Origin of the sequence: Pseudomonas sp. MS646 (genome assembly GCF_036693845.1) — a bacterium.
Classification (GTDB): domain Bacteria; phylum Pseudomonadota; class Gammaproteobacteria; order Pseudomonadales; family Pseudomonadaceae; genus Aquipseudomonas; species Aquipseudomonas chlororaphis_E.
This window is the reverse complement of the sequence record NZ_CP144763.1, coordinates 1242018-1268273: the sequence shown is the minus strand read 5'-3', so window position 1 is coordinate 1268273 and position 26256 is coordinate 1242018. Positions and strand designations below refer to the sequence as shown.

Here is a 26256-nt window from a genome sequence, read left to right as displayed (position 1 = left end):
GCGCTCCACAACAACAATTAAATGAAGGATCCTTCAATGGATAACTCCAACGCCCTGCCCCTTGGGTCGGCTGCTGCGCCCGCCCGTGAAAGAACCACCGCCAGCCGGATCAAATCGATTTTCAGCGGCTCGGTCGGCAACATGGTCGAGTGGTATGACTGGTACGTCTACGCCGCGTTCTCGTTGTACTTCGCCAAAGTCTTCTTCCCCAAGGGCGACACCACCGCCCAGTTGCTCAACACCGCTGCGATTTTCGCCGTGGGCTTCCTGATGCGCCCGATCGGCGGCTGGTTGATGGGCCTCTACGCTGACCGCGCCGGCCGCAAGCGGGCGCTGATGGCCTCGGTCTACCTGATGTGCTTCGGCTCGCTGATCATCGCCCTGAGCCCCGGCTATGAAACCATCGGCGTCGGCGCCCCGATCCTCCTGGTGTTCGCCCGTCTGCTCCAGGGCCTGTCGGTGGGTGGCGAGTACGGCACCTCGGCTACCTACCTGAGCGAGATGGCGACCAAGGAACGTCGCGGCTTCTTCTCCAGCTTCCAGTACGTGACCCTGATCTCCGGCCAGCTCATCGCCCTGGGCGTGCTGATCGTGCTGCAACAATTCCTCACCAGCGAACAGCTGTACGCTTGGGGCTGGCGCATTCCGTTCGCCATCGGCGCCCTGTGTGCGATCGTCGCGCTGTACCTGCGACGCGGCATGGAAGAAACCGAGTCGTTCACCAAGAAGGAAAAGTCCAAGGAAAGCGCCATGCGCACCTTGCTGCGCCACCCCAAGGAACTGATGACCGTGGTCGGCCTGACCATGGGCGGTACGCTGGCGTTCTACACCTACACCACCTACATGCAGAAATACCTGGTGAACACCGTCGGCATGAGCATCTCCGACTCCACCACCATTTCCGCCGCCACTCTGTTCCTGTTCATGTGCCTGCAACCGCTGATCGGCGGCCTGTCGGACAAGGTCGGACGCCGGCCGATCCTGATCGCCTTCGGTATCCTGGGCACGTTGTGCACCGTGCCGATCCTCACCACCCTGCACACCATCCAGACCTGGTGGGGCGCGTTCTTCCTGATCATGGCGGCGCTGATCATCGTCAGCGGCTACACCTCCATCAACGCCGTGGTGAAAGCCGAACTGTTCCCCACCGAAATCCGCGCCCTGGGTGTCGGCCTGCCCTACGCACTGACCGTGTCGATCTTCGGCGGCACCGCCGAGTACATCGCACTGTGGTTCAAGAGCATCGGCATGGAAACCGGCTACTACTGGTACGTGACGGGCTGCATCGCAGTCTCGCTGCTGGTGTACATCACCATGAAAGACACCCGCAAGCATTCGCGGATCGTGACTGACTGACAGGTGTTTTGGCAGTCACTGCTCTGGTGATTGCAAGGGCCCTTTCGCGAGCAAGCCCGCTCCCACAGGATTTACGCCGAACCTGTGGGAGCGGGCTTGCTTGCGAAGGGAACGACTCGGTTTAGCTCACCTGCGCTGCACGCTCCCGGTTGCCATAGCGATTCTGCGCATACGCCGCCCCGGCGATCATCACCACCAAGATGCCTGCCAGCACCGCCGACGAGCCGATGGTGCCGAAATCCAGGCCACCTTTTTCATGGGACTTGGTCATCAAGTCGCCCAGCGTCGCACCCAGGGGGCGCGTCAGTACGAAGGCGATCCAGAACAACACCACCGTGGAAATCCGGGTGAGGTACTTGAGCAGTACGACCACGGCGATGGCCGAGCCGATCAACAACGCACCGCCGCCAAAGCCCAGGCCCGAATCGTCCGCCAGGTAATCGCCGAGCGCCGTGCCCAAGGTGTTGGAAAACAGAATCGCCATCCAATAGAACATCTCGCCGCGGAAGGTCTGCACCTTGGTGACGTTGAGCGAATCACCGCTCAGGCGCCAGGCGGCGAAGATCGCCAGCAGAATCGCAATCAGGATCAGCGACCCGGTGGCGTAGCCCAGTTCGAGGGTGCGGTCCATGAAATCGGACATGGTGGTGCCCGCGGTGCTGGTGGACAAGATGACAATCCAGTACAGCAAGGGCTTGTAGGTCTTGGCCATGAGCTGCGTGACCAGTGTCAGGACGAACACGCTGATCAGGATCAGCGAGCTGATGGCGTAACCGACGTTAAGGGTCATCGACAGCAGGTCCCCGGCGGTTTCCCCCAGGGTGGTCGCGCAGATTTTCATGACCCAGAAGGCCAGGGTGATTTGGGGCAATTTATTCATCGCGGGGAACGCTCCAGTGTGTGGCGGCCGGCTCTTGTACTTCTGGCCGTACGGCAGACTGGCGTTGTGGCGGTGAAAAACAGGTTGGGAATGTATGAAAAATCTGTCACTCACGGGAAATCAGCGATTAATCGCACGTTAATGCCCGCCCTTCACCCTGACCTCACTTGATCGATGACCTGCGCGACGTTCGCTCCGACGACGAGAGCGATTGAAATGCGCCGCTCTTAACATCTACTTAATCGATCTTTTTTAGCATTATTTTGAACTTTTCAATCAACTTATTTGGCGTAGCATTTAACCCATGCAAGACACATCGCCAACGACTCTGGAGTAACCGACATGAAAACCAAACTGATGCTCGCCCTGACCCTGTCCGTACTGGCCGCCAACACCTTCGCCGCGGACGGCTATGAAAAGACCGGATCGGCCGCCTTCGGCGCCGGTGCCAGCGCCGCCATCGAACGCAGCCACTCGGGCAGCTACGCCGCCGACGGTTTCGACAAGACCGGCACTGCCAACGCCATCGCCGCTGACGGCTTCGACAAGACCGGCACCGCCGACGCCATCGCGGCTGACGGTTTCGACAAGACCGGCACCGCCGACGCCATCGCGGCCGACGGTTTTGACAAGACTGGCACCGCCGAAGCCATCGGTTGAGGGTCGGGAAACAGGATCGCAGCCTTCGGCAATGCCGGAGGCTGCGATTTTTCTGCGTTCATCCATCTGGAATTAAAAGGCCGGGCCTTGCACTATGAGTCGCCGACCCATGCCTTCCAGGAACACGCTGTCATGCCCGATGAGATCCACTTCTACGAACCTGCCCACGGCCACGGCCTGCCCCACGACCCGTTCAACGCCATCGTCGGCCCACGCCCCATCGGCTGGATTTCTTCGCAGGATGCCGAGGGCCGCCTGAATCTGGCGCCCTACAGTTTCTTCAACGCCTTCAACTACATCCCACCGATCATTGGTTTTTCCAGCGTCGGTCGCAAAGACAGCCTGAACAACATTGAACAGACCGGCGAGTTCGCCTGGAACCTGGCCACGCGCCCGCTGGCTGAGCAGATGAACCAGAGCTGCGCGATGGTCGCGCCTGAGGTCGACGAGTTCGAACTGGCAGGCTTGACCCCCGCGGCCTCACGGGTGATCCAGGTGCCGCGGGTGGCTGAAAGCCCGGTGTCCTTCGAATGCAAGGTCACCCAGATCATTCAACTGCAACGGGCGGACCAGACATTGGTGCCGAGCTGGCTGATCCTGGGTGAAGTGGTTGCCGTGCACATCGCCAAATGGCTGTTGAAGGACGGGATCTACGACACTGCTGCCGCCGAGCCGATCTTGCGCGGCGGCGGCCCGGCAGACTATTTCCAGCTGGGCCCCGAGGCGCTGTTCAAGATGCATCGCCCGACGTAAGGCAATAGCGATTCGACCCTTGGCGAGGGCGCTCTGTGTCGATGATCAGTCAACTCGCCACACCAGCCCACCCTCTTCATCCACATCCTGCAGGCGGGTCAGTTCCACGGCGGCCGCTTCATCGGCCTTGGCGGCGGTGTCGAAGGATTGCTCTTCAAGCACCTTGTTGAAACGCGGCGCCCCCGAGCCACCGAGGGCTTTGGTGGCGATGGCCGCGAAATAGCCGCCCCCTTCCCGGGGCATGACGGCGGAAACAGCTTCAAAGGTTTCAAAGGCTTTACGTGCCATGCTCAAGCTTCCTGGCGATGAAAAATAACCGTCATTAAACCTTCAACCGGCCAGTTTGTGTACCGCCAGGCAGCCTTCAGTCGCCTGGGCGGCGGACACTTCGCGAAAGGTGTGGAAATCCAGGCTGCTGACCACCAAGTCCTGTACCAATGCGGAAAAAATCGCCATGGCCGGGGAATTGAAGTAGGCCTCCATCACCTGCTGATGGGTCCACAGCCCCGACACCAGCCACAAGTCGGCGTCGCATTGCGATTGCTGCAACGCAAAGTGCAGGCAACCAGGGGACTGGCGCGAGGGCGCGACCAGTGTGCTCAGGCGTGCCCCCAGTTGCTTGGAGCAACCGCTGCGGGCCCGCACGAAAACCATGTGACTGACGGGGATCTGTGTCGTCATGTTCAACCCTCCCAGGTCATCCGTGGTGCAGCCGGTGACAGGCTGCGACAGGATCAAAGGTTAAGCGCCACGGCACCAGCCTCGTTAGTCGATTCCTGCCGACCCATTGCACAATCCTGCGCCAGAGCGTTACAAAATTCGCCGAGTCGTCGACTGAATCCGGAGAACTTGAAACAAAAGGTTTCAAGCAAGTTTCGCCAGCATGGCCCGGCCGCCCCCTGTCACGCCGTGCAGGATCAGGCAAGCTTTCAACAGGATGTGGCTACCGCTGCGGCTTGCACAAACATAAGCTTTTGCCCACCGCTCTCTATTTCCCGAGGATTCCGGCATGACGCCACTCGATCACGCCCACGTCCCGCTGGACACGTACCTGGAACAACAGCGCGCCGAACTGGCGTCGATCATCCAGCGCAATACCTGCGAGGACGGCACCTACGCGACGGCGATCGCCTCGCTGAACCTGTCGCGCCATAGCCAACCCAACGAGTTTGCCCCCGTGCTGGCGCAACCGGCGCTGTGCATCATGGCCCAGGGCAGCAAACAGGTGCGCCTGGCAGACGAACAGTTCAACTACGACCCGCTGCATTACCTGGTGGTGTCGGTGTCGATGCCATTGAGCGGTTGCATCGCCAACGTGTCGCCCGAGCACCCGATCCTGGCACTGCGCCTGGACATCGACCCGGCGGAAATCACCGCGCTGATCGCCGACGCAGGCCCCTTGGGCGTGCCGACCCGCCCGGCCGGACGCGGCCTGTATGTCGAGCGCCTGGACACGCCAATGCTGGATGCCGTCTTGCGCCTGACCCGATTGCTGGACAGCCCGAAAGACATCGCCATGCTCGCGCCATTGGTGCGCCGGGAGATCCTGTATCGCCTGCTGCGCAGTCCACAGGGGTATCGCCTGTACGAAATCGCCATCGCCAACAGTCAGAGCCATCGCATCAGCCAGGCGATCAAATGGCTCAACCGCCACTTCGAACAACCGCTGCGCATCGACGAACTGGCCCGGGAAGTGAACCTCAGCGTCTCGACCCTGCACCACCGGTTCAAGGCCATGACGGCGATGAGCCCGCTGCAATACCAGAAGCAACTGCGCCTGCAAGAAGCCCGGCGGCTGATGCTGGCCGAAGGCTTGGAAGCCTCCGCCGCGGGCTATCGGGTGGGCTATGAAAGCCCTTCGCAGTTCAGCCGCGAGTACAGCCGACTGTTTGGCGCGCCGCCGTTGCGGGATCTGGCGCGGTTGCGGTTGACGGTTTGACCGGCGGTGTTGCGTTGACTGGGCCGGTCCCATCGCGAGCAAGCTCGCTCCCACAAGGAATGCCAGTGAACCAGAATGTCTGTTCACCAGCGATCAATGTGGGAGCGGGCTTGCTCGCGAAAGGGCCAGTAAAAAACACCTCAGCACTTCGATGTCCAAACCTCCTGGTCAATCTCGATCAGCGTCGGCCCCTGCCGCTCCCGAGCCGTAAGCAGCGCCGCGCGCAGTGACGCCGTATTCTCCACAGCCTGGGCAAAGCAGCCCAGAGCCTTGGCCACGCTAATGAAATCGGGGGTGTAAATGTCCACGCCCACCGGCTCGATGGCGCGGTTGAGCATGTACTTCTTGATCTCTTCGTAACCCTGGTTATTCCACAGCAGCACGATCACCGGCACGCGCGCTTCCACGGCGCTGGCCAATTCCGGCAGGGTGAACTGCAACCCGCCGTCGCCGATCAGGCACACCACCGGCGGACGGCCGTGGTCCTTGCCGCCGAGCCAGGCGCCGATGGCCGCCGGCAGCGCATAGCCCAGGGTGCCGTAGCCGGTGGACGAGTTGAACCAGCGGCGCGGCTGTTCGGGGTTGAAGGTCAGGTTGCCGGTGTACACCGGTTGGGTCGAATCGCCGACGAAGACCGCGTCCGGCAGGGCCTGCAAGACGCTGTCGAGGAAAACCGTCTGGGCTCGGGTCGCCGCGTCCCAATGGTTCGCAAGGTCGGCCCGCAACCGGGTGACCCGCGCCGCGCCCCAGTCCTCGCAACGCTCGGCCACGGGTGGCCGGTCCAAGGCATCGCACAAGGCTGCGGCGGCGCTGCGGGCATCGGCCACCAGCGCCAGCCGAGGGGGATAATTACGCACGGTCTGGTCCGGGTCGATGTCGATCCGCAGCAGCGCGCCAGGGATCTCGAAACCACCGGCGAAGGTGACGTCATAGTCGGTTTCGGCCAGTTCGGTGCCGATGGCCAACACCACATCTGCCTCGGCGACCAACGCGCGGGTGGCGACCAGGCTCTGGGTCGAGCCGATCAGCAACGGGTGACGGGACGGCAACAAGCCCTTGGCGTTGATGGTCAAGGCCACCGGCGCCCCCAGGCGTTCGGCCAACGCGGTCACTTCGGCGCCAGCCTCGATGGCGCCGCCACCGGCCAGAATCAGTGGCCGGCGGGCCGTGGCCAGCATCGCCGCCATCTGTTGCACTGCAGCCGGTGCGGCCCCGGCGCGGCTGACGTTCACCGGTACACTGTCCAGCAAGGCGTCGGCGTTTTCGACCAGCACGTCCAGCGGGATTTCGATGTGCACCGGCCGCGGGCGCCCGGCCTGGAACACCGCGAACGCCCGCGCCAACACGCCGGGCAACTCGGCGACGGACAGCAGCGTGTGGGAAAACGCCGCGACGCCACTCACCAGCGCCGCCTGGTTCGGCAACTCATGCAACTTGCCCCGCCCGCCCCCCAACTGGCTGCGCGACTGCACGCTGGAGATCACCAGCATCGGGATCGAATCGGCGTAGGCCTGGCCCATGGCGGTGGTGATGTTGGTCATGCCGGGGCCGGTGATGATGAAACACACGCCAGGCTGGCCGCTGACCCGCGCATAACCGTCGGCCATGAAACCTGCGCCCTGTTCATGGCGCGGCGTCACATGGCGAATGCTTGAACGGGCCAGCCCGCGATACAACTCGACGGTGTGTACGCCAGGAATGCCGAACACCTGCTCCACGCCATAGCCTTCGAGTAACTTGACCAACACTTCGCCGCACGTTGCCATCGCCACTGCCCTTTTTCTCTTGGAATGGCGTCATTGAACGGTCAGGCCATGGCGGCAACAATCGATAAAAAGTCATACTCGCCATGTCCTCACGTCATGGCTCGCACCGATGAAACGCCTTCCGCCGCTTCCGGCCCTGCACACCTTCCTGGTCACCGCCCAGTGCTGCAACTTCACCCGGGCCGCCGAACAGTTGCACATCACCCAGGGCGCGGTGAGCCGGCAGATCGCCGGGCTGGAGGCTCATCTAGGCTATGCGTTGTTCCAGCGCCAGGCCCGGGGCTTGAGCCTGACGACGCAAGGCGCGGCGTGGCTGCCGCGGGTGCAGCAGGTGTTCAACCTGATCGGCGAGGCGGTGGAGCAGATCGGTGACAAGCACCGGGCCCTGCAACTCAAGGCCCCGACGTGCGTGCTGCGCTGGTTGTTGCCGCGCCTGCTGCAATGGCAGAAGGCGCGGCCGGATGTGCCGGTGGAGCTGACCACCACGGTCAAGCACGGCGTGGATTTCCAGCGCGAGGCCTTCGACGCCGCCGTGGTCTATGGCCCGCCACCGGATGCCTCGCTGGCCAGCCTGCACCTGTTCGATGAACAACTGACGCCGGTCTGCTCGCGCCCGCTCCTCGACGGCCCCGTGCCGCTGCACTCGCCCGACGACTTGCAACAACATCTGTTGCTGCACCCCACCCCCGACGGGCGCGACTGGACCACCTGGCTGGACGCCGCCGGGGTGCACCTGGGCAGCGCCGCCAAGGGCCAGCACTTCGAAACCCTCGACCTGGCGATGTCCATGGCCTCACAAGGCACCGGCGTGGCGATTGGCGACTGGTCGTTGATCGGCGACGACCTGAGCGCCGGAAGGTTGGTGATGCCGTTCGAACTGAAGGTCGGAACCGGGTTGGGTTATCACCTGGTGTTCCCGCGCAAGCCCCAGGTGCCGGCGCCGTTGCAGGCCTTGATGGAATGGCTGGTGGCGCAGGCCAAGGCGCGATGAGCCTACAGCCGTAGGCCTTTGTGGCGAGGGGATTTATCCCCGTTGGGCTGCGCAGCAGCCCCTAAGAGTGCCGCTCGCCGTGTCAGGTAAATTGAGTCGGCAAGATGGGGCTGCTACGCAGCCCAACGGGGATAAATCCCCTCGCCACAGGTTCTACGAAACTTGAGAAAACTGCATGCTTGTCAAAGCACATTCGGCGCCTGCACCGGTTCGATCTGCGCCCAGTGCGACGTATCGTCACGATGCTGTTGCAGGTAAGGCAGCACCGCGCCCAGCAATGGCGCCTTGAACGCCTCCTGGAAACGATGGGCCAGGCCTGGGATCAGCTTCAATTGGCTACCCTGGATGTGTGCGGCCAGGTGCACGCCATGCATCACCGGCAGCAACGGGTCGGCGGTGCCGTGGACGACCAGGGTTGGCACCCGCAGTTGATTGAGCAACGCCACGCGGCTGGGCTCCGCCAGGATCGCCATGATCTGGCGCTGCACGCCTTCGGGGTTGAAGGCCCGGTCATAAGCCACCGCGGCCTGGTGCAGCAGCGCCTGCCGATCGTCGACCACCATGGGGCTGCCCAAGGCGGCCAGCAGGTCGGCCTGTTGCTCCAGCGCCACTTCGCGATTCGGCGCGCTGCGCCGCGACAACAGCTGGACCAATGCCGCGCTGGGTGCCGGCAGGCCTTCGGCGCCGGAACTGGTCATGATCAGCGTCAGGCTTTCGACCCGCTGCGGAGCCATGGCAGCCATGTGCTGGGCGATCATCCCGCCCATGCTCACGCCCAACACATGAAAACGCTGCACCTGCAAGGCATCCATCAAGCCCAGGCCATCCTCGGCCATGTCGGTCAAGGTATAGGGCGATGCCACGGGCAAGCCGAGTTTATAGCGCAGCGCTTCAAAGGCCAGGTTGGCGCTGCCGGGCGCCTGGCGCCAGGTGGACAGGCCGACGTCCCGGTTGTCGTAGCGAATCACCCGGAAACCCTGTTCGCACAGTGCCACCACCACTTCGTCCGGCCAGTGGATCAATTGCCCACCCAGCCCCATCACCAGCAACAGCGCAGGATCGGAGGGGCGGCCCACGCTCTGGTACGCCACGCTGACCTGATCCAGATCGACCCGTTGGGTCGGCACATTCACATCACAACGAGAAGCCGCAATCGACGGCAGGCCGCACAACAAGGCGGCCAGGAAAATGAATACACGCATGAAGAAACACCAAAACGCAGAACCCCAGTAGAGCGCGAGTCTGATGAAGTTTGTTCAAGCGCGCTGCCACAGTTGCGTGACAGTTTGATGAAGATTGCCGAGTGGTGTTGCAACCGAACACCGTGGCGAGGGAGCTTGCTCCCGCTGGGCGGCGCAGCCGCCCCAGACCTTCGAGCCTTTACCCTACTTCCAGGCGAAAGATGTTTGGGAGTGCTTCGCACTCCAGCGGGAGCAAGCTCCCTCGCCACAGGGACGCTTGCGTTCATCCGTTACAGCGTCAAGCCAACTGACTGCGCAACTGCCGCGCCGCCGCCACCATGTTCACCAACGCCGCTTCCGTCTCCGGCCACGCCCGGGTTTTCAAGCCGCAATCGGGGTTGACCCACAACCGCTCCGGAGCGATGCGCTTGACCGCCTTGCTCATCAGCGAAACCATCTCGGCCGTGTCCGGCACCCGGGGCGAGTGGATGTCATAGACGCCCGGGCCGATATCGTTCGGGTAATCGAACGCTTCGAAAGCCTCCAGCAATTCCATGTCCGAACGTGAGGTTTCAATGGTGATGACGTCGGCGTCCATGTCGGCGATGGCCTTGATCACGTCATTGAACTCGCTGTAGCACATGTGGGTATGGATCTGGGTTTCATCGCCCACGCCCGAGGCGCACAGGCGGAAGGCCTCCACCGCCCAGTCGAGGTATTCCTGCCATTGGCCGCGGCGCAACGGCAGGCCCTCGCGAAACGCCGCCTCGTCGATCTGCACGATGCTGATGCCGGCTTTCTCCAGGTCCAGCACTTCGTCCCGCAGGGCCAGGGCCAGTTGGCGGGCCTGGACCTGGCGCGACACGTCTTCGCGGGGGAACGACCACATCAACATGGTCACGGGCCCGGTGAGCATGCCCTTCATGACCTTGTCGGTCAGGCGCTGGGCGTAGCAGATCCAGTCGACGGTCATGGGCTTGGGCCGGCTGATGTCGCCGTAGATGATCGCCGGCTTCACGCAACGCGAACCATAGCTCTGCACCCAGCCGAAACGGGTGAAGGCGTAGCCGTCCAGTTGCTCGGCGAAATACTCCACCATGTCGTTGCGCTCGGCCTCGCCATGCACCAGCACATCCAGGCCCAGGCGCTCCTGGATCTTCACGGCATGACGGATCTCGGTGTGCATGGCGTCCTGATAATCGTTGGCCGACAACTTGCCCTGTTTATAGGCCTGACGTGCCAGGCGAATCGCCGACGTCTGTGGGAAAGAACCGATGGACGTGGTCGGAAACGCCGGCAACTTCAGCCTGGCACGCTGCCGTTCGATGCGCTGGGCGAAGGGCGATTGCCGCTGGCTGTCCTGGGGACTGATCGCGTCGAGTCGGGCCTGGACCTCAGGCTTGTGGATCCGTGCCGAGGCGGCGCGATGGGCCTGCACTTCACGGCTGTCGGCCAAGGCCTGGTGGACGCCGGGGGCGTGAGGGTCATTCAACGCATCGCGCAGCACCGCCACTTCACCACACTTCTGCACGGCGAAGGCCAGCCAGCTCTTGAGTTCGGGATCGAGCTTGTCTTCACGCTCCAGGTCCACCGGGCTGTGCAGCAACGAGCAGGACGTGCTGACCCAGAGGTTGTCGCCAAAACGTTCCTGGGCCGGTTGCAACTGCGCCAGTGCCTGTTCCAGCTCACAACGCCAGACGTTGCGGCCATTGACCAGGCCCACCGACAGGATCTTGTAGCTCGGCAGCCGGTCCAGCACCTGGCCCAATTGCTCCGGCGCACGTACCGCGTCGATGTGCAAGCCATCCACCGGCAGGCTCACCGCCAGGCCGAGGTTGTCGGCCAGGCCGCTGAAGTAGGTCGCCACGAGTTTTTTCAGCGGCGAATACTGAAGGATGTGGTAGGCCCGCTCGAAGGCATTTTTCCAGGCCTGGGGCAAATCGAGGGTCAGGATCGGCTCGTCGATCTGCACCCATTCCACGCCCTGGCGCTGGAGACGATTGAGGATTTCACCGTAGACCGGCAGCAACCGCTCCAGCAGGTCCAGCTTGTCGAAGTCCTCGCCCTTGGCCTTGCCCAGCCACAGGTAGGTCAGCGGGCCGATGAGCACCGGCTTGACCCGATGGCCCAGGGCGTGGGCCTCGTCCACTTCGTCGAACAGCTGTTCCCAGCTCAGGGTGAACGCTTGGTCAGCGGAGAACTCCGGGACCAGGTAGTGATAGTTGGTGTCGAACCACTTGGTCAGCTCCTGGGCGTGTTGCGCCTGGTCGTGACCGGCGCAACAGCTGGCGGTGGCGCCACGGGCCATGGCGAACAAGGTGTCGAGGGTAGGCCGGCCCTGGCCATTGAGGGTGTCGTGGAAACGCGATGGAACCACGCCCAAAGCCAGGGTGTGGCTGAGCACCTGGTCGTACCAGGCGAAGTCGCCGACGGGCAGCAGGTCGATGCCGGCGTCTTTCTGCAATTGCCAGTGCCGGGCCCGCAGCTCACGTCCCACCGCTTGCAGCGCGTCCGGTGCCAGGTCGCCCTTCCAGTAGGCTTCGAGGGCTTTTTTCAGTTCGCGGTCGGCGCCGATGCGGGGAAAACCGAGGGTGTGGGCCAGGGCCATGGTGTGCGTCCTCCTGTAAAAGATGGCGCTATTGTCGACAGCCGACCCTTCATGAGACAAACTCAACCTTTTCGTGTTGATCACAAGTTTTTCTCATGGAGCCTCCGGTGCTTGAACTCCGTCACCTCAAGACCCTGCATGCCCTGCGCGAAGCCGATAGCCTGGTGGAAGCCGCCGAACGCCTGCACCTGACCCAGTCCGCGCTGTCCCACCAGTTCAAGGAACTGGAGGAACGCCTGGGCATGCAGTTGTTCGTGCGCAAGACCAAACCGGTACGGTTCACCAGCGCCGGCCTGCGCCTGCTGCAACTGGCCGATGCCACCCTGCCCCTGCTGCGCGGCGCCGAACGGGACATCGCGCGCCTGGCGGGCGGCACCGCCGGGCGCCTGCACATGGCGATCGAGTGCCACAGCTGCTTCCAGTGGCTGATGCCCACTATCGACCAGTTCCGCGACGCCTGGCCCGAAGTCGAACTGGACCTGGCCTCGGGCTTCGCCTTCGCGCCGTTGCCGGCCCTGGCCCGGGGCGACCTGGACCTGGTGGTCACGTCCGACCCGCTGGAACTGGCCGGCATCACCTACGTGCCGCTGTTCACCTACGAAGCGATGCTCGCCGTGGCCAACCAGCACCGTCTGGCGGGCAAACCGTTCATCGTGCCGGAGGACCTGGTCAGCGAAACCCTGATCACCTACCCGGTGGAACGGGATCGGCTGGACATCTTCACCCGCTTCCTGGAGCCGGCCGACATCGAACCGGCCCAGGTGCGCACGTCCGAACTGACGGTGATGATGATGCAACTGGTGGCCAGCGGCCGCGGCGTCTGCGGCATGCCCCACTGGGCGCTGCATGAATACAGCTCACGGGGCTACGTGAAGGCCAAGCGCCTGGGCGAAAAAGGCCTGTTCGCCACCCTGTACGCAGCGGTCCGCACCGACATGCTCGACGCACCGTACATGCGCGACTTCCTGCTGACGGCGAAGGACACGTCGTTTTCCACCCTCGATGGGGTCAGTGCGGTGCGCTGATGGCGGCGAGCCCTTCGCGAGCAAGCCCGCTCCCACAGAGGATCCGCAGCAAAGCCCAATTCTGTGGACACCACCACCCCCTGTGGGAGGACCTGCTGCAAAGCCCAACTCTGTGGACACCACCAACCCCTGTGGGAAGATCTGCTGCAAAGCCCAACTCTGTGGACACCACCAATCCCTGTGGGAGCGGGCTTGCCCGCGAAGGGGCCCTACAGTTCAAGCCACATATGGATCTTGTCGAAGTATTCGTCATCTACCCGGATGGCCATCGGCTCCAGCCCATACAGCACAAAGCCGCAACGCTGGTAGAGCTTGACCGCCGGGTCGTTGCCGGCGGTGACGGTCAACTGCACCAGACGCAGGAAAGGGTGGCGGCGAGCTTCGTCGAGGGCCGCTTGCAGCAACTGCTGGCCCAGCCCCTGGCGGCCATGGGCGGCGCTGACGTACAGGCCGAACAGAGTCGCCTTGTGCCGGGCCTTGGCCCGAGGCTCCAGGGCCAGACCGACCATCCCCACCAGTTGCCCCGCCTCGAACGCCCCCAGCACCACGTCCAGCCGGCTGGTCAGCCGCGACTCCCACCAATTGATCGGCAGCGCCGCCCGCTCACTGACGCTGGAAGTGAAGGCCTGCGGATGCTGCGCGTAGGCCTGGAGCATCAGTTCGCGATACGCGCTGGCATCGCCGGCCCGCAGCCGCCGGATGTTCATGCCCCGCGCCGTTGCTCAAGCATCAGGCGCAGCGCCAACGTAGCGAGCACAAAGCCCATGAAATAACGCTGCACCGCCAGCCAGGTCGGGTTGTGGGCGAACCAGGACGCAATCCCGGCGGCAAACAGCGCGATCAGCAGGTTGACGCTGAAACTGATGCTGATCTGGGTCAGCCCGAGGATGAGGCTCTGGGTGAACAGCGAGCCGTGCTCCGGGCTGATGAACTGCGGGAACACCGACAGGTAGAACACCGCGATCTTGGGGTTCAGGGCACTGGTGAGAAAGCCCATGGTGATCAACTTGCGCGTAGAGTCCGCCGGCAACTGCTGCGCCTCGAACGGTGAGCGAGCACCGGGCTTCACGGCCTGCCAGGCCAGCCACAGCAGATACAGCGCACCGGCCCACTTCAGGATTTCATAGGCCAGAGGCACCGCCAGGAACACCGCCGTCAGCCCCGCTGCCGCCGCGAACATGTGCACGAAAAAGCCCGCCACCACTCCCAGCAGGGAAGTGACGCCGGCCTTGCGGCCCTGGCAGATCGAACGGGAAATCAGGTAGATCATGTTCGGACCGGGCGTGAGCACCATCAGCAACGCGGCGGCGGCGAAAATCAGCAGGTCTGGCAGTGCAATCATGGGCGTTGTTCCTGGAATCAGCAGGCCACGGAAGGCGACGCTCGATAAAACGGCAGGATGACCTCGCCTGTCAACGGCGCCAGCAGCAGGTCGTGCTCGCCGGCCGGTTCGATCCAGCGCACTTCCTCGATCTCGGCAGCCGGTGAAACAGCGGCGTCGATTTCCAGCAGGAACACCTGCGCCTGGACGGTAAAGCCTGGCTCGTTGGCGGCCGGCGCACTGAAGGCGCCCAGGTAGCGCGCCTGGGCAGGATCGATCACCAGGCCCAGCTCTTCCTCCAGCTCCCGGGCCAGGGCCTCGACCGGTTGCTCATGGGGCTCGATCTTGCCCCCCGGCTGCATGAAGGCCAGGGTGCCGCGCTTGCGCACCAGCAGGGTCCGACCGTCCGGCCCGATCAACAGGGCGGCGGCGATGCGGATGAGCGAATCGGTCATGGGAATTGGCCTCGGGCAAAAAATGCCCGGGAGATTACAGATCGCAGCGGTTGGAGCAAAGCCTCAAGATCAACACTGTCTCTTGTGGGAGCAACTGTCTTACCTCTGCCACCCGTCACCGCCATTCAGTGCCGTCTCGAAGCATGGCATTCAGTCTGATTAGCAATATTCGCATGCAGGCGATGAGCGCGACTTTCGCGCTCTTGCCTCGCCCTCGAAGTGCTTCGTACCGGGCCTTGAAGTCGGCGTGATAGCGGATGACAACCCAGCACGACATATAAAGCGCACGTCTGACCCGCGCTCTTCCTCCGTAAATCTGACGTTTGCCGCTGTGATTGCCACTGTCGTCGTTGTAGGGGGCGATTCCCGCCAGGGACGCGATCTCTCTGCGATCAAGCTCACCGAGCTCAGGCAGGTAAACCAACAAACTAGCAGTCGCCACAGTGCCGATCCCTTTAACTGATGTGAGTCGGTCGGCTTTCTCCGCATCCAGCTTACGCATGCTTTGATTAATGGCTTTGCCAAACTGCTTGATTTGGATTTGCAGGTAGCGAATATGATCTTTGATCACCTCGATAACCGCCGGAAGCTGAGCCTGCTGTAGCCGGCGCTTGTTGTCATCTCGTTGCTGGACGAAGTGTTCGCGCAGCTGAATCAGCTCCCGCAGTGCTTCACGCTCAGGTGAAATGGGCTTTTCGTGAGACGCATGCAGAGCTTCGGCAAAATCGGCAAGAACAGCCGCATCGATGGGGTCGGTCTTGGCATTCTTGCCCATTGCTACGGCGAAGGCTCTAGCCCGACGAGGGTTGATCCTGAGCACATTGAAACCTGCCTCCTGCAGTGCTGCCATAACCTTTCGTTCATAGCCGCCCGTGGCTTCCAGTAACACCCGGCCAATCGTGTACGGGCTTAGCTGTTCGACCAGTTGTGCAAAACCCTCAGGCGTATTGGGGACCTCGTAGCCTTGGTTCTGTGGTCGAACCCAAACGACGAGATTTGATTTGGATATATCGATACCGACCCAGGAAATCATGGCAAAACCCTCTTACACTCAGAAATGAGAGTGCTCTGGCTTTGCCCACGCTTGTGATTCGAGTGCCGCTCGTCCAACTGTTCGGGCTTATGGGCCAGAGTAGAAAGGTAGATGGCAGCTTTGCTCCCACTCGTGCTTCAAGCACCGCGGACTCACAGCTTGCCATCTACCCCTCTCACCCCAGAGTTTATTCCCTTACTCAGACACAAGCGGGCTTGCTCGCGAAGGCGGCGTGTCAGGGAATACATCCTTAACTGACACACCGCCTTCGCGAGCAAGCCCGCTCCCACAGGTTGAGCTGTGTTCACCCCAGGATCGGCCTGGGCGCCGAAGCGTCTTCGGGAATCTTGACGAACACGCTGTAGCGGGCGCACTCCATCGCTTCGAAGGCGATGAGTTTTTCCACCAGCGGACCGCTCAGGACCTTGCCGGCGTTGAGCAGCAACATGCCGTTGTCGGCATTGAGGTTGCGCGCCAGGACCATCCCGGCCGACAGCTCCCGGGTGTTCAAGACCTTCACCGTCGGGTCCGACAGGGTCACGTCGTCCAGGTATTCGCCGCAGGCCTTGATGAAGTCCTCGATCATGTCCGGGTCGTACAGCTTGCCAGCGTATTTGCGGATGTAGACCAGGGCTTCGTCGCTGTTCATCTGCCGTTCGAGGATCAACCCGCGCTGCAACTCGATGAAGTCCACCGCCAGCTTCAACAGCCGCGAACCGAACGGGATCGCCTCGCCCTTGAGGTGCTCGGGGAAGCCGCTGCCGTCCCAGCGTTCCTGGTGATGGCGAATGATCCGGGCCGCGTCCTTCATCGGGTCCAGGGTCATCAACAGCGATTCGCTCTGCTTCGGATAGGCGCGGTACAGGTCCAGCTCGGTGTGGTGCAGCAGGTCGGCCGGCGTGACCATCATGTTGTCGGTCCAGCTCAGCTTGCCGATGTTGTACAGCGCCGCCGCCATGGTCAGGTCGCGATCGGTGGACTCGTCGAGGAAATGCAGGCGGCTGTAGACCCGGATCAACTCGATGATCTGCCGGTTGGTCTGCTTGGCCTTGGGCAGGCGCAGGTTGGCGATCAGCGAGAACACTTCCGTGCTGGTGACATAGCTGCGCTTGAGTTCATCGTAGGCCAGGTCGAGCATGTCGGCGGTCTGCTGCAACTCGGAGGTGCGCGAGGCCACGCGTTTTTCCAAGGTGGCGTTGAGCGTCTTGAGTTGCTGGTTCTGCTCGCGGGTCAGCGCTTCGAGGCGCTGGCGTTCGCTTTCGGAATGCTGGTGGGCCAGGGCCTGGCGCAGGGCCTGCACCACTTCCTCGTCGTTCCACGGTTTGCTGAGGTAGCGGTACAAGCCGCCCTCGTTGATGGCCTTGGTCATCATGTCGACGTCGGCATAGCCGGTGAGCAGGATGCGCAAGGTCGATGGGTACAACTGGCGAATCTGTGCCAACAGCGTGGCGCCGTCCATGTTGGGCATGCGCGCATCGGTCATCACCAGGTCGACCGGCCGCTCCTTGAGGATTTCCAGGGCCTTGGCGCCACTGTCGGCCAGCAGGATTTCGTAGGGCTGGCTGCGCAGCAGCCGGCGCAGGCTGTTGAGGATCGACTCTTCGTCATCGACCAACAGCACCGTCGGTTTTTTGACCGGAACGTCCGGCGATTGATCTTCCATTGCTACCCCCTCCTATTGATGACGACCGTTTACCGTCCCCCAGAAGACAGGCTAGTAGATTGCCGGCATTTAGGCACGATTTGCCATCACGGGCCGAGCGCATCCCGATGAGCCGACTATGCTGTACCCCATGGAAGGCCATGTACGGGCCAGAACTCTCATGCCAGCGAAAGGGATATCAGATGTTCCCAGGGTTCTATTGTCAGCATCGCCACGGTGCACGGCCATGAGCCTGCCATCGGAAAGAGCCAACCGGCGGATCCTGATCGTCGACGACACGCCGACGATCCATGAGGATTTTCGCAAGATCCTCAGCCCCCACGCGCCGTCCGAGGACCACCTGAGCAGTGCCGAAGAAGCCCTGTTCGGTGCGCCGGTGGCCGTCGCCGCCCAGAGTTTCAACCTCGACTCGGCCTTCCAGGGCATGGAAGCCCTGAACAAGGTCGAGGCGGCGCTGGAGCAAGGGCAGCCCTACGCCATGGCCTTCATCGACATGCGCATGCCGCCCGGCTGGGACGGCCTGGAAACCATCGAGCGGCTGTGGCGCGCCGACCCCAAGTTGCAAGTGGCGTTGTGCACCGCCTATTCGGACTATTCCTGGGAAGACATCGCCGACCGCCTGGAGCTGGGCGACCGTCTGCTCATTCTGAAGAAACCCTTCGACGCCATCGAGATCCGCCAGATGGCCAGCACGCTGACGGTCAAATGGCAGATGACCGAGGACGCCGCGCTGAAGATGGACATGCTCGAACGGGCGGTCGAAGCGCGCACCCGAGAACTGGCCGACGCCAACATCATCGTGCAGAACAGCCCGACCATCCTCTATCGCCTGCGGGGCGAGCCGCCGTTCCCGTTGATGTACATCTCCCACAACATCACCAAGTTCGGCCATGTCGCGGCGCATCTGGTGGGCGCGCCGGACTGGGCGCAGATGCTCATCCACCCCGATGACCAGTCCAAGATCGACGCCGCCATGGTCCGCGTCCTGGACCGGGACAATGCCGGCGCCTCCATCGAGTTTCGCCTGCGCACCGGCGACGGCACCTACCGCTGGGTGGAGAACCGTTACATCCCGGTGCGCAACGAGCAAGGCCTGTTGCTGGAGGTCGAAGGCATCATCCTCGACATCACCGAACGCAAGCTGGCCGAAGAGAAGATCGCCCTGCTGGCCCGCACCGACGGCCTGACCGGGCTGGCCAACCGCGCCACCATGATCGAACGACTGCACCAGGCCTTCGCCGCCGCGCGCCGGGGGGCGCCGGCGTTCGCGATGTTCTACCTGGACCTGGACCACTTCAAGCGGATCAACGACACCCTGGGCCACCCCATCGGCGACCTGCTCTTGCAGGAAGTCGCCGCACGCATCAAGGCCTGCACCCGGGAGAACGACGTGGTCGCGCGCCTGGGCGGCGACGAGTTCGCCATCCTGCAACTGGACGTTCACGAGGCCACCCATTGCGCCGCGCTGGCGGCGAAGATCCGCGACGCCCTGGTGGCGCCCTACGCCCTAGACGGCAACGACGTGCGGATCTCGGTAAGCATCGGCATCGCCCTGTACACGCCGCAGAGCCTGAGCGCCGACAGCCTGATGGCGCAGTCCGACATGGCCCTGTACCGCTCCAAGGAAAAGGGCCGCAACCAGTACCATTTCCACAACGAAGAGATCAACCAGGAAGTCACCGACCGGGTCGCCCTGGCCAACGATCTGCGCCGGGCCATCGAGAACCAGGAGCTGCATTTGCATTACCTGCCGGAAGTCGACCTGGGCACCGGCAAAATCCTCGGTATGGGCGTGCAGGTGCGCTGGAACCACCCCGAGCGCGGCTGGCTGGAGCCGGCGGTGTTCATGCCGGCCGCCGAGAAGACCGGGCTCATCATCGGCCTGGGCCACTGGGCGCTGGACCAGGCCTGCCGGCAGATGCGCCAGTGGCGCGACCAGAACATGGCACCGCCGGTGATCGCCCTCGACCTGTCCCTGACCCAGCTCAAGACCGGCCCGGAACTGATCTACGACGTGCTGCGCACCACCGCGCGCTGGGAACTGGCCCCGTGGGACCTGCGCTTCGACGTCACCGAAGCCACCCTGGCCCAGACCAAGTGGACCCACAACGACGTGCTGCCGCGCCTGTGCGAACTGGGCGTGCAGATCGCAATCGATGAGTTCGGCACCGAATATTCCTCGTTCGATTACCTCAAGACCTACCGCGTCAACCACCTCAAGCTCGCCCAACGGTTTCTCGACAGTGCCAACGCCGACCCCGGCAACGCCACGACCCTGCGGGCCATCCTCAACTTCGCCCGGGACGTGGGCATCGGGATCATCGCCGAAGGCGTCGAGACCCAGGAGCAACGCACCACGCTGATGTCCAGCGGTGGGACGATGCAAGCCCAGGGGCACTACTTCAGCACGGTCGTGGACAGCCACCAGGCCGCCGAGCTGCTCAAGGCCGGCAGCATCGTTCCGGCGGCCGACCACTGGACGCGCCCCCCGAGCCAGCTATCGGAGAGCACCCCATGAACCCCTTGTCCGTACCCGCGAACAGGCGAATCCTGGTGGTGGATGACACCCCGGCCATCCACCAGGACTTTCGCAAGATCCTCAGCACCGGTGGCGGCGGTGATGAGTCGCTGGACGATACCGAGAGCCTGTTGTTCGGCACGCCCCAGGTCAACCGGCCGCAGTTCCAGATCGACTCCGCGTACCAGGGCGAAGAAGCGCTGGAGCTGGTCAAGCGCGCCCAGGCCGAAGGCCAGCCCTACGCCCTGGTGTTCGCCGACATGCGCATGCCGCCGGGCTGGGACGGCCTGCAGACCATCGAAAAACTGTGGGAAGCCGACCCCCGGCTGCAAATTGCCCTGTGCACGGCGTTCTCCGACTACACCTGGGAAACCATGTCGGAACGGATCGAGTTCGACGATCAGTTGCTGATCCTCAAGAAACCCTTCGACACCCTGGAAATCCGCCAGATGGCCAGCGCCATGACCTGGAAATGGCAACTGGCCCAGGATGCCGCGCGCAAGATGCGCAGCCTGGAGCGCACGATTGAAGAGCGGGTCCAGGAACTGCTCAAGGTCTCCCATCTGCTGCAATACGACGTGCTCACCGAACTGCCCAACAGCATGTTGCTCGGCGACCGCCTGACCCAGGCCATGGCCCAGTGCCGCCGACATGACCGGCAACTGGCGGTGATGTTCCTCGGCCTGGACCGTTTCAAACGGGTCAACAACGCCCTGGGGCACCCGGTCGGCGACGAGATGCTCAAGCGCGTGGCCCGGGCGCTGGCCACCGTGGTGCGCGAGTCCGACTCGGTGTTTCGCTACGGCTCCGATGAATTCGTGGTGGTGCTGGGGGACATCGCCGACCCGCAGCAGACCAAGGGCGTGGCGGAAAAACTGTTGGCAGCGGTCAGCACGCCCCAACCGATCGACGGCCATGACTTGACCGTCACCGCCAGCCTGGGGGTGAGCGTGTACCCCACCGACGGTTTCGACGCCGTGGCGCTGATCAAGAAAGCCGAGACGGCGATGCGCAACGTCAAGGAAGCCGGCCCCAACGACTACCGTTTCTTCACCGAAGACATGAACCGCCGGGCCCGCCAACAACAGACCATCGAGTCTGGCCTGCGGCTGGCCCTGCAACGCAAGGAATTCGTGCTGCACTACCAGCCCAAGCTCGACCTGACGAGCGGCAAAGTGGTCGGTGTCGAGGCGCTGGTGCGCTGGAATCGCCCGGAGCACGGCCTGGTCTACCCGTCGGACTTCATCCCGGTGGCCGAGGACAGCGGGCTGATCGTGCCGCTGAGTCAATGGGTGCTCCAGGAAGCCTGCCAGCAGGCCCGCACCTGGCAAGACCAGGGCATGCGACCCCTGTACCTGTCGGTCAACGTCTCGGCCATCGACTTTCGCCAGCGCGGCTTCGTCGAAGGCATTGCCCGCACCCTCAAGGAAACCGGCCTGGACCCGACACAGTTGGAACTGGAGATCACCGAAAGCGTGCTGATGCAGAACATCGACACCACCGTCGCCATTCTCAAGGCCATCAAGCAACTGGGCGTGCGGCTGGCCATCGACGATTTCGGCACCGGGTACTCGAGCCTGAGCTACCTGCAGAAATTCCCGGTGGATGTCCTGAAAATCGACCAGTCGTTCGTGGGCGACCTGAGCATCGACAGCAATGACGCCAAGCTGGTGAGCACCATCATCAGCCTGGGCAAGGGCCTGAACCTGCACATCATTGCTGAAGGCGTGGAGACCCTGGCGCAACTGGACTTCCTCCGGGCCCACCAGTGCGAGGAGGCCCAGGGGTATTACTTCAGCAAGCCCGTGGAACCGCACGCCTTCGCCCAATGGATGGCCGAATGGGAACAGCGCCCGAACCCGTTTTCCTAAAAACAGCCTGCTCCATCAACCCACGTTCAAGGAAGTCTGCGATGGCGTCACCAGGACTCTTGTTGGCTCTCGGCCTGTTCATGGGACTCAGTGTGGCCGCCCACGCCGAGCCCCTGGACGAACCGCTCAAGCCGCTGCCTCCCGTCCCCACGCTGGACCCCAAGCGCGTCCAACTGGGCCAGCGGCTGTTCAACGACCCACGGCTGTCGGTGAACAACACCCTGTCCTGTGCCAGTTGCCATCGCCTGGACAAGGGCGGTGCCGACGACAAGGCGTTGTCCCTGGGCTTCGACGGCAAGCCGGTGGAGGTCAACACCCCCACGGTGTTCAACGCCAGCCTGAATTTCCATCAATTCTGGGACGGCCGCGCCGACACCCTGGAAGAGCAGGTGCACATCGTGGTCACCAGCCCCACGGAAATGGGCAGTAACTGGGACACCGTGGTCAAGCGCATCGCCGACGACCCGGGTTATACCAGGGACTTCAACGCGACCTACCCCGACGGCGTGACCAAGCCCAATATCCAGGGCGCCCTGGCCGATTTCGAACGCACCCTGCTGACCCCCAACTCACGCTTCGACCAATACCTGCTGGGCAACACCGACATCCTCACGCCGCGGGAAAAATTCGGCTATGAGCGTTTCAAGGAATACGGCTGCATCGCCTGCCACCAGGGCGTGAACATCGGCGGCAACATGTTCCAGAAGTTCGGTGTCATGGGGGACTACATCGCGGACCGGGGCAACCTCACCCGGGCCGATGAAGGGCGCTTCAACGTCACCGGCGATGAAGGTGATCGCCAGGTGTTCAAGGTGCCCAGCCTGCGCAATGTCGCCGTCACCGCACCGTATTTCCACAAGGGCTCCGCGGCGACGCTGGAGCAGGCGGTGGAAGTGATGTTCAAGTACCAGTTGGGCCGTGAACCGGCCGGCAAGGATACCGAGTTGATCGTCGAGTTCCTCAAGACCCTGACCGGCGAATGGGAGGGCAAACCCTTATGAAGGCCCTCCGTCGACTTGGCCTGGCATTCATCGGCGTGTTGCTCGTTTCGGTGTTGCTGTTCATGTACATCCAGTCGGGTGCGCAACAGGCCGCCTCGTACATCGAGTCCCGGGACCTGGTCCGGCAGTTGAAGCAACAGGACGCGATCTGGGACAACGAAGTGCTCAAGACCCGGATCGCCCTGACCCACAACTACGACCCCCTGGTCTCGCCGCTGCATGAAATCACCCGGCTCTGGCAGCGCCTGGACGCCATCGAATCGGCCTCGGGCCGCCACGCGCCCACGCTCTGGGAAACCCAGCGCGACGCGTATCTGGAGGCGGTCAAGGAAAAGACCCGCCTGGTGGAAAAATTCAAGTCGCACCACGCGATACTGCGCAACTCCCTGGCCTTCCTGCCAACGGCCGAAGACGATATCCAGGGCCAGTTCGCCCGGCTCACCGACGAGCAACGTTTGCAGCTGCAAAACGTCGCCATCGACACCTACGACCTGTTGCTCAGCAGCATGGAGTTCGCCCAACTCACCACCCCGGACACGGCCGCCGAGGTACTGCTTGGGCTGAACCGGCTGGACGTCAACAAGGAGCGCCTGCCCGAAGGGTTCCAGAACGCGGTGACCACCATGAGCCGACACATCGCGATGGTCCTGCGCGAACAACCCCAGGTCAACGAGTTGCTGGAGGGCATCGAGGCGGTCCCGGTGGCGGACCGGCTGGACACCATCACCAGCCTGCTCGACAAGGATCAGGAAACCGCTGCCGCCCTCCACCAGCGCAACCACATCTACCTGATGGTGTTCGCGATGTTCCTGGTGCTGATCCTGATCTGGCTGGCGATCCGTCTGGTACGCAGCTTCGCCGAGATCAAGCGGGTCAACAGCGCCCTGAAAACCGCCAACGACGAGCTGGAGCAACGGGTGGAAGAACGCACCCGCCAGCTCAAGGACACCCAGAGCGAGCTGATGGACACCGCCCGCCAGGCCGGCATGGCGGAAATCGCCACCAACGTGCTGCACAACGTCGGCAACGTTCTCAACAGCGTGAACATTTCCGCCGACCTGGTCAGCCGCAAATTGCGCAGCAGCAAGGCGCTGGGGCTGGGCAAGGCCATGCAACTGGTCAACGAACACCCCCACGACCTCGGGCATTTCCTCACCGAAGACGAAAAAGGCAAGCTGCTGCCCGGCTACCTCAACCAACTGGTGGACGCCATCGCCGCGGAACAGCATAGCCTGATCGACGAGCTGGGGCAGTTGAGCAAGAGCGTGGACCACATCAAGGACATCGTTTCGACCCAGCAATCCTACGCCGGGGCCAACAGCCTGCTGGAGCCCCTGGTGGTCAGCGAACTGCTCGAAGACGCCCTGCGCATGAACTCCGGCGCCCTGACCCGCCACCATGTCACGGTGATCAAGGAGTATGGCGACGTCCCGCGAATCATGGGCGACAAGCACCGCCTGCTGCTGATCCTGATCAACCTCATCAGCAACGCCAAGTACGCCATGGCGGGGGTGTCCAATCATGCGCGGAACATGACGTTGAAGGCGGCCGTGGTGGATGGCGAGACCCTGCAGATCAGCGTCAAGGATGAAGGCGAAGGCATCCCGGAGGAAAACATGACACGCATCTTCGCCCACGGCTTCACCACGCGTAAGGACGGCCACGGGTTTGGCCTGCACAGTTGCGCCCTGGCGGCCATCGAAATGAACGGGCGCCTGACCGCCCACAGCGAAGGCCCCGGCAAAGGGGCCACGTTCCAGCTGCAGGTGCCACTGAAACTCGCGGAGGGTGAGCCATGAACACCCTGAGCAACCGCCGCATCCTGTTGATCGACGACACACCGGCCATCCATGAGGATTTTCGCAAGATCCTCACCCCCGAGAACGAGATCAACGCCGACCTGCAGGACATGGAGAACGCCCTGTTCGGCGAGGCACCGAAACCGGTCGCCACTGTGTTCGAACTCGACTCGGCCTATGGCGGCCAGGAAGGCCTGAACAAACTGCTCGACGCCCAGGCCAGGGAACGCCCCTATGCCCTGGCCTTCGTCGACATGCGCATGCCCGAAGGCTGGGACGGCGCCAAGACCATCGAAGAACTGTGGAAGCGCGATCCGCTGCTGCAGGTAGTGGTCTGCACCGCCTACTCGGATTACTCCTGGGACGAACTGCTGGAACGCCTCAATGGCCACGACCGCCTGCTGATCCTGAAGAAGCCCTTCGACAACATCGAAGTCCAGCAGATGGCCAACACCCTGACCACCAAATGGGCCATGACCGCCCGCGCCCAGTTGAAAATGAGCAAGCTCGAAGACCTGGTGGAACAACGAACCCAGGCGTTCAAGCAGGCCAGCGAGCTGCTGCAGATGGAAATCGACGAACGCAAGATGCTCGAAACCCAGCTGGTTCAATCGGAAAAACTCGCCTCCCTGGGCCAACTGGCCGCCGGGGTGGCCCACGAAATCAACAACCCCATCGGCTTCATTTCGTCCAACCTGGGGGCCCTGGACGGCTATTTCAGCAAGCTCCAGCAAATGCTCGCGGCCTACGGCAGCGCCGAGCAAGCCATCGCCTCGCCGGAGCAACTGGTGCACCTGAGGACGCTGCGCGAGCAAGTGGAGCTGGATTTCCTGGTGGAGGACATCCCGCTGTTGATCAAGGAGTCCAAGGACGGCATCGGCCGGGTCGGGCAGATCGTCAAGGACCTCAAGGACTTCTCCCGCGTCGACTCCAACCAGGAATGGCAGATGGCCAATTTGCAACAGGGCATGGATTCGACGCTGAACATCGTCGCCAACGAAATCAAGTACAAGGCCGACGTGGTCAAGCAATACACGCCGCTGCCAGAAGTCGAATGCCTGCCGTCGCAGATCAACCAGGTGATCATGAACCTGATCGTCAACGCCGCCCAGGCCATCGGCCCCGAACGCGGCACCATCACCCTGCGCAACGGCGTCGACGGCGATACCGTCTGGATCGAAGTCGCCGACAACGGCTCGGGGATCCCACCGCAAACCCTGCAAAAAATCTTCGACCCGTTCTTCACCACCAAGCCCATCGGCCAAGGCACGGGGCTCGGTCTGTCGCTGTCCTACGGCATCGTGAAAAAACACAACGGCGAAATCACGGTGCGCAGCGAAGTGGGAGTCGGCACGACCTTCAGGGTGGAGTTGCCGGTGCGGCAGATGAAGGTGGCGGGGTGAGTGGGCTGTCTGTGGGGCCAAGGCGCGCCAGGA

22 protein-coding genes are annotated in these 26256 nt (G+C 62.9%); 11 read left to right on the top strand and 11 right to left on the bottom strand.

Annotated features, from left to right (window positions below):
- Nucleotides 1-36: 36 nt before the first annotated feature.
- The gene (locus tag V3H56_RS05425) at nt 37-1356 is read left to right on the top strand and encodes an MFS transporter (protein ID WP_042729831.1); all 1320 of its coding nucleotides are present in this window, start codon (nt 37-39) and stop codon (nt 1354-1356) included.
- A 121-nt stretch (nt 1357-1477) separates the two neighbouring features.
- Here V3H56_RS05425 and V3H56_RS05420 read toward each other — a convergent pair whose 3' ends face one another.
- The gene (locus V3H56_RS05420; RefSeq protein WP_338474286.1) at nt 1478-2236 is read right to left on the bottom strand and encodes a hypothetical protein; all 759 of its coding nucleotides are present in this window, start codon (nt 2234-2236) and stop codon (nt 1478-1480) included.
- A 342-nt stretch (nt 2237-2578) separates the two neighbouring features.
- On the opposite strand from V3H56_RS05420, the gene V3H56_RS05415 reads away from it, so the two are divergent.
- Together V3H56_RS05415 and V3H56_RS05410 are read left to right on the top strand one after the other, a co-directional pair.
- Nucleotides 2579-2896: a hypothetical protein gene (locus V3H56_RS05415; protein ID WP_338474285.1), complete on the top strand. Its 318-nt coding sequence runs from the start codon at nt 2579-2581 to the stop codon at nt 2894-2896.
- Between the two features lie 132 nt (nt 2897-3028).
- Entirely contained in the window at nt 3029-3649 is a 621-nt protein-coding gene (locus V3H56_RS05410; RefSeq protein WP_047737046.1) for a flavin reductase family protein, read from the top strand.
- A gap of 45 nt (nt 3650-3694) precedes the next feature.
- Here V3H56_RS05410 and V3H56_RS05405 read toward each other — a convergent pair whose 3' ends face one another.
- Complete coding sequence (locus V3H56_RS05405; RefSeq protein WP_042732269.1) at nt 3695-3937, bottom strand: hypothetical protein; 243 nt, start codon at nt 3935-3937, stop codon at nt 3695-3697.
- A 42-nt stretch (nt 3938-3979) separates the two neighbouring features.
- Entirely contained in the window at nt 3980-4330 is a 351-nt protein-coding gene (locus V3H56_RS05400) for a putative quinol monooxygenase (RefSeq protein ID WP_338474284.1), read from the bottom strand.
- 328 nt (nt 4331-4658) lie between these two features.
- Between V3H56_RS05400 and V3H56_RS05395 the strand changes: the two genes are divergently transcribed.
- Nucleotides 4659-5588 carry an AraC family transcriptional regulator gene (locus V3H56_RS05395; RefSeq protein WP_042732268.1) on the top strand — a complete coding sequence of 310 codons (930 nt, stop codon included), beginning with the start codon at nt 4659-4661 and terminating at the stop codon, nt 5586-5588.
- A 140-nt stretch (nt 5589-5728) separates the two neighbouring features.
- Here V3H56_RS05395 and V3H56_RS05390 read toward each other — a convergent pair whose 3' ends face one another.
- Nucleotides 5729-7354: a 5-guanidino-2-oxopentanoate decarboxylase gene (locus V3H56_RS05390; RefSeq protein ID WP_338474771.1), complete on the bottom strand. Its 1626-nt coding sequence runs from the start codon at nt 7352-7354 to the stop codon at nt 5729-5731.
- Between the two features lie 109 nt (nt 7355-7463).
- On the opposite strand from V3H56_RS05390, the gene V3H56_RS05385 reads away from it, so the two are divergent.
- Nucleotides 7464-8345, top strand: coding sequence for a LysR substrate-binding domain-containing protein (locus V3H56_RS05385; RefSeq protein WP_338474283.1), 882 nt, complete (start codon nt 7464-7466; stop codon nt 8343-8345).
- Nucleotides 8346-8527: 182 nt separating this feature from the next.
- Here the strand turns inward: V3H56_RS05385 and V3H56_RS05380 are convergent, their stop codons facing one another.
- The gene (locus tag V3H56_RS05380) at nt 8528-9547 is read right to left on the bottom strand and encodes an alpha/beta hydrolase (RefSeq protein WP_047737052.1); all 1020 of its coding nucleotides are present in this window, start codon (nt 9545-9547) and stop codon (nt 8528-8530) included.
- A gap of 277 nt (nt 9548-9824) precedes the next feature.
- On the bottom strand, nt 9825-12134 hold the full coding sequence (gene metE / locus V3H56_RS05375; RefSeq protein ID WP_338474282.1) for a 5-methyltetrahydropteroyltriglutamate--homocysteine S-methyltransferase: 2310 nt from the start codon (nt 12132-12134) through the stop codon (nt 9825-9827).
- 107 nt (nt 12135-12241) lie between these two features.
- Between metE and metR the strand changes: the two genes are divergently transcribed.
- Entirely contained in the window at nt 12242-13159 is a 918-nt protein-coding gene (gene metR / locus V3H56_RS05370; protein WP_042731628.1) for a transcriptional regulator MetR, read from the top strand.
- A 209-nt stretch (nt 13160-13368) separates the two neighbouring features.
- Here metR and V3H56_RS05365 read toward each other — a convergent pair whose 3' ends face one another.
- From V3H56_RS05365 to V3H56_RS05345, 5 genes are all read right to left on the bottom strand, one after another.
- Nucleotides 13369-13866, bottom strand: coding sequence for a GNAT family N-acetyltransferase (locus V3H56_RS05365; RefSeq protein WP_042731627.1), 498 nt, complete (start codon nt 13864-13866; stop codon nt 13369-13371).
- Nucleotides 13863-14501 (bottom strand): LysE family translocator, encoded by a 639-nt coding sequence (locus tag V3H56_RS05360; protein WP_042731626.1) that lies wholly within the window; start codon nt 14499-14501, stop codon nt 13863-13865. Before V3H56_RS05360 ends, V3H56_RS05365 begins: the two co-directional genes overlap by 4 nt.
- 17 nt (nt 14502-14518) lie before the next feature.
- Complete coding sequence (locus V3H56_RS05355; RefSeq protein WP_338474281.1) at nt 14519-14935, bottom strand: NUDIX domain-containing protein; 417 nt, start codon at nt 14933-14935, stop codon at nt 14519-14521.
- 115 nt (nt 14936-15050) lie between these two features.
- Complete coding sequence (locus tag V3H56_RS05350) at nt 15051-15968, bottom strand: IS110 family transposase (protein WP_047737935.1); 918 nt, start codon at nt 15966-15968, stop codon at nt 15051-15053.
- Between the two features lie 304 nt (nt 15969-16272).
- Nucleotides 16273-17631: an HD domain-containing phosphohydrolase gene (locus tag V3H56_RS05345; protein WP_042731624.1), complete on the bottom strand. Its 1359-nt coding sequence runs from the start codon at nt 17629-17631 to the stop codon at nt 16273-16275.
- A gap of 226 nt (nt 17632-17857) precedes the next feature.
- On the opposite strand from V3H56_RS05345, the gene V3H56_RS05340 reads away from it, so the two are divergent.
- From V3H56_RS05340 to V3H56_RS05320, 5 genes are read left to right on the top strand one after another with little or no spacing between them, the layout of a single operon-like run.
- A complete protein-coding gene (locus V3H56_RS05340; RefSeq protein WP_338474280.1) occupies nt 17858-20149 on the top strand; it encodes an EAL domain-containing protein in 2292 nt (763 codons plus the stop codon).
- On the top strand, nt 20146-22020 hold the full coding sequence (locus V3H56_RS05335; RefSeq protein WP_338474279.1) for an EAL domain-containing protein: 1875 nt from the start codon (nt 20146-20148) through the stop codon (nt 22018-22020). Before V3H56_RS05340 ends, V3H56_RS05335 begins: the two co-directional genes overlap by 4 nt.
- Nucleotides 22021-22061: 41 nt before the next feature.
- Nucleotides 22062-23021: a cytochrome c peroxidase gene (locus V3H56_RS05330; protein WP_338474278.1), complete on the top strand. Its 960-nt coding sequence runs from the start codon at nt 22062-22064 to the stop codon at nt 23019-23021.
- Complete coding sequence (locus V3H56_RS05325; RefSeq protein ID WP_047737064.1) at nt 23018-24820, top strand: DAHL domain-containing protein; 1803 nt, start codon at nt 23018-23020, stop codon at nt 24818-24820. Before V3H56_RS05330 ends, V3H56_RS05325 begins: the two co-directional genes overlap by 4 nt.
- A complete protein-coding gene (locus V3H56_RS05320) occupies nt 24817-26223 on the top strand; it encodes an ATP-binding protein (protein ID WP_047737066.1) in 1407 nt (468 codons plus the stop codon). The genes V3H56_RS05325 and V3H56_RS05320 overlap by 4 nt, the downstream gene beginning before the upstream one ends.
- The last annotated feature ends 33 nt before the right edge of the window (nt 26224-26256 follow it).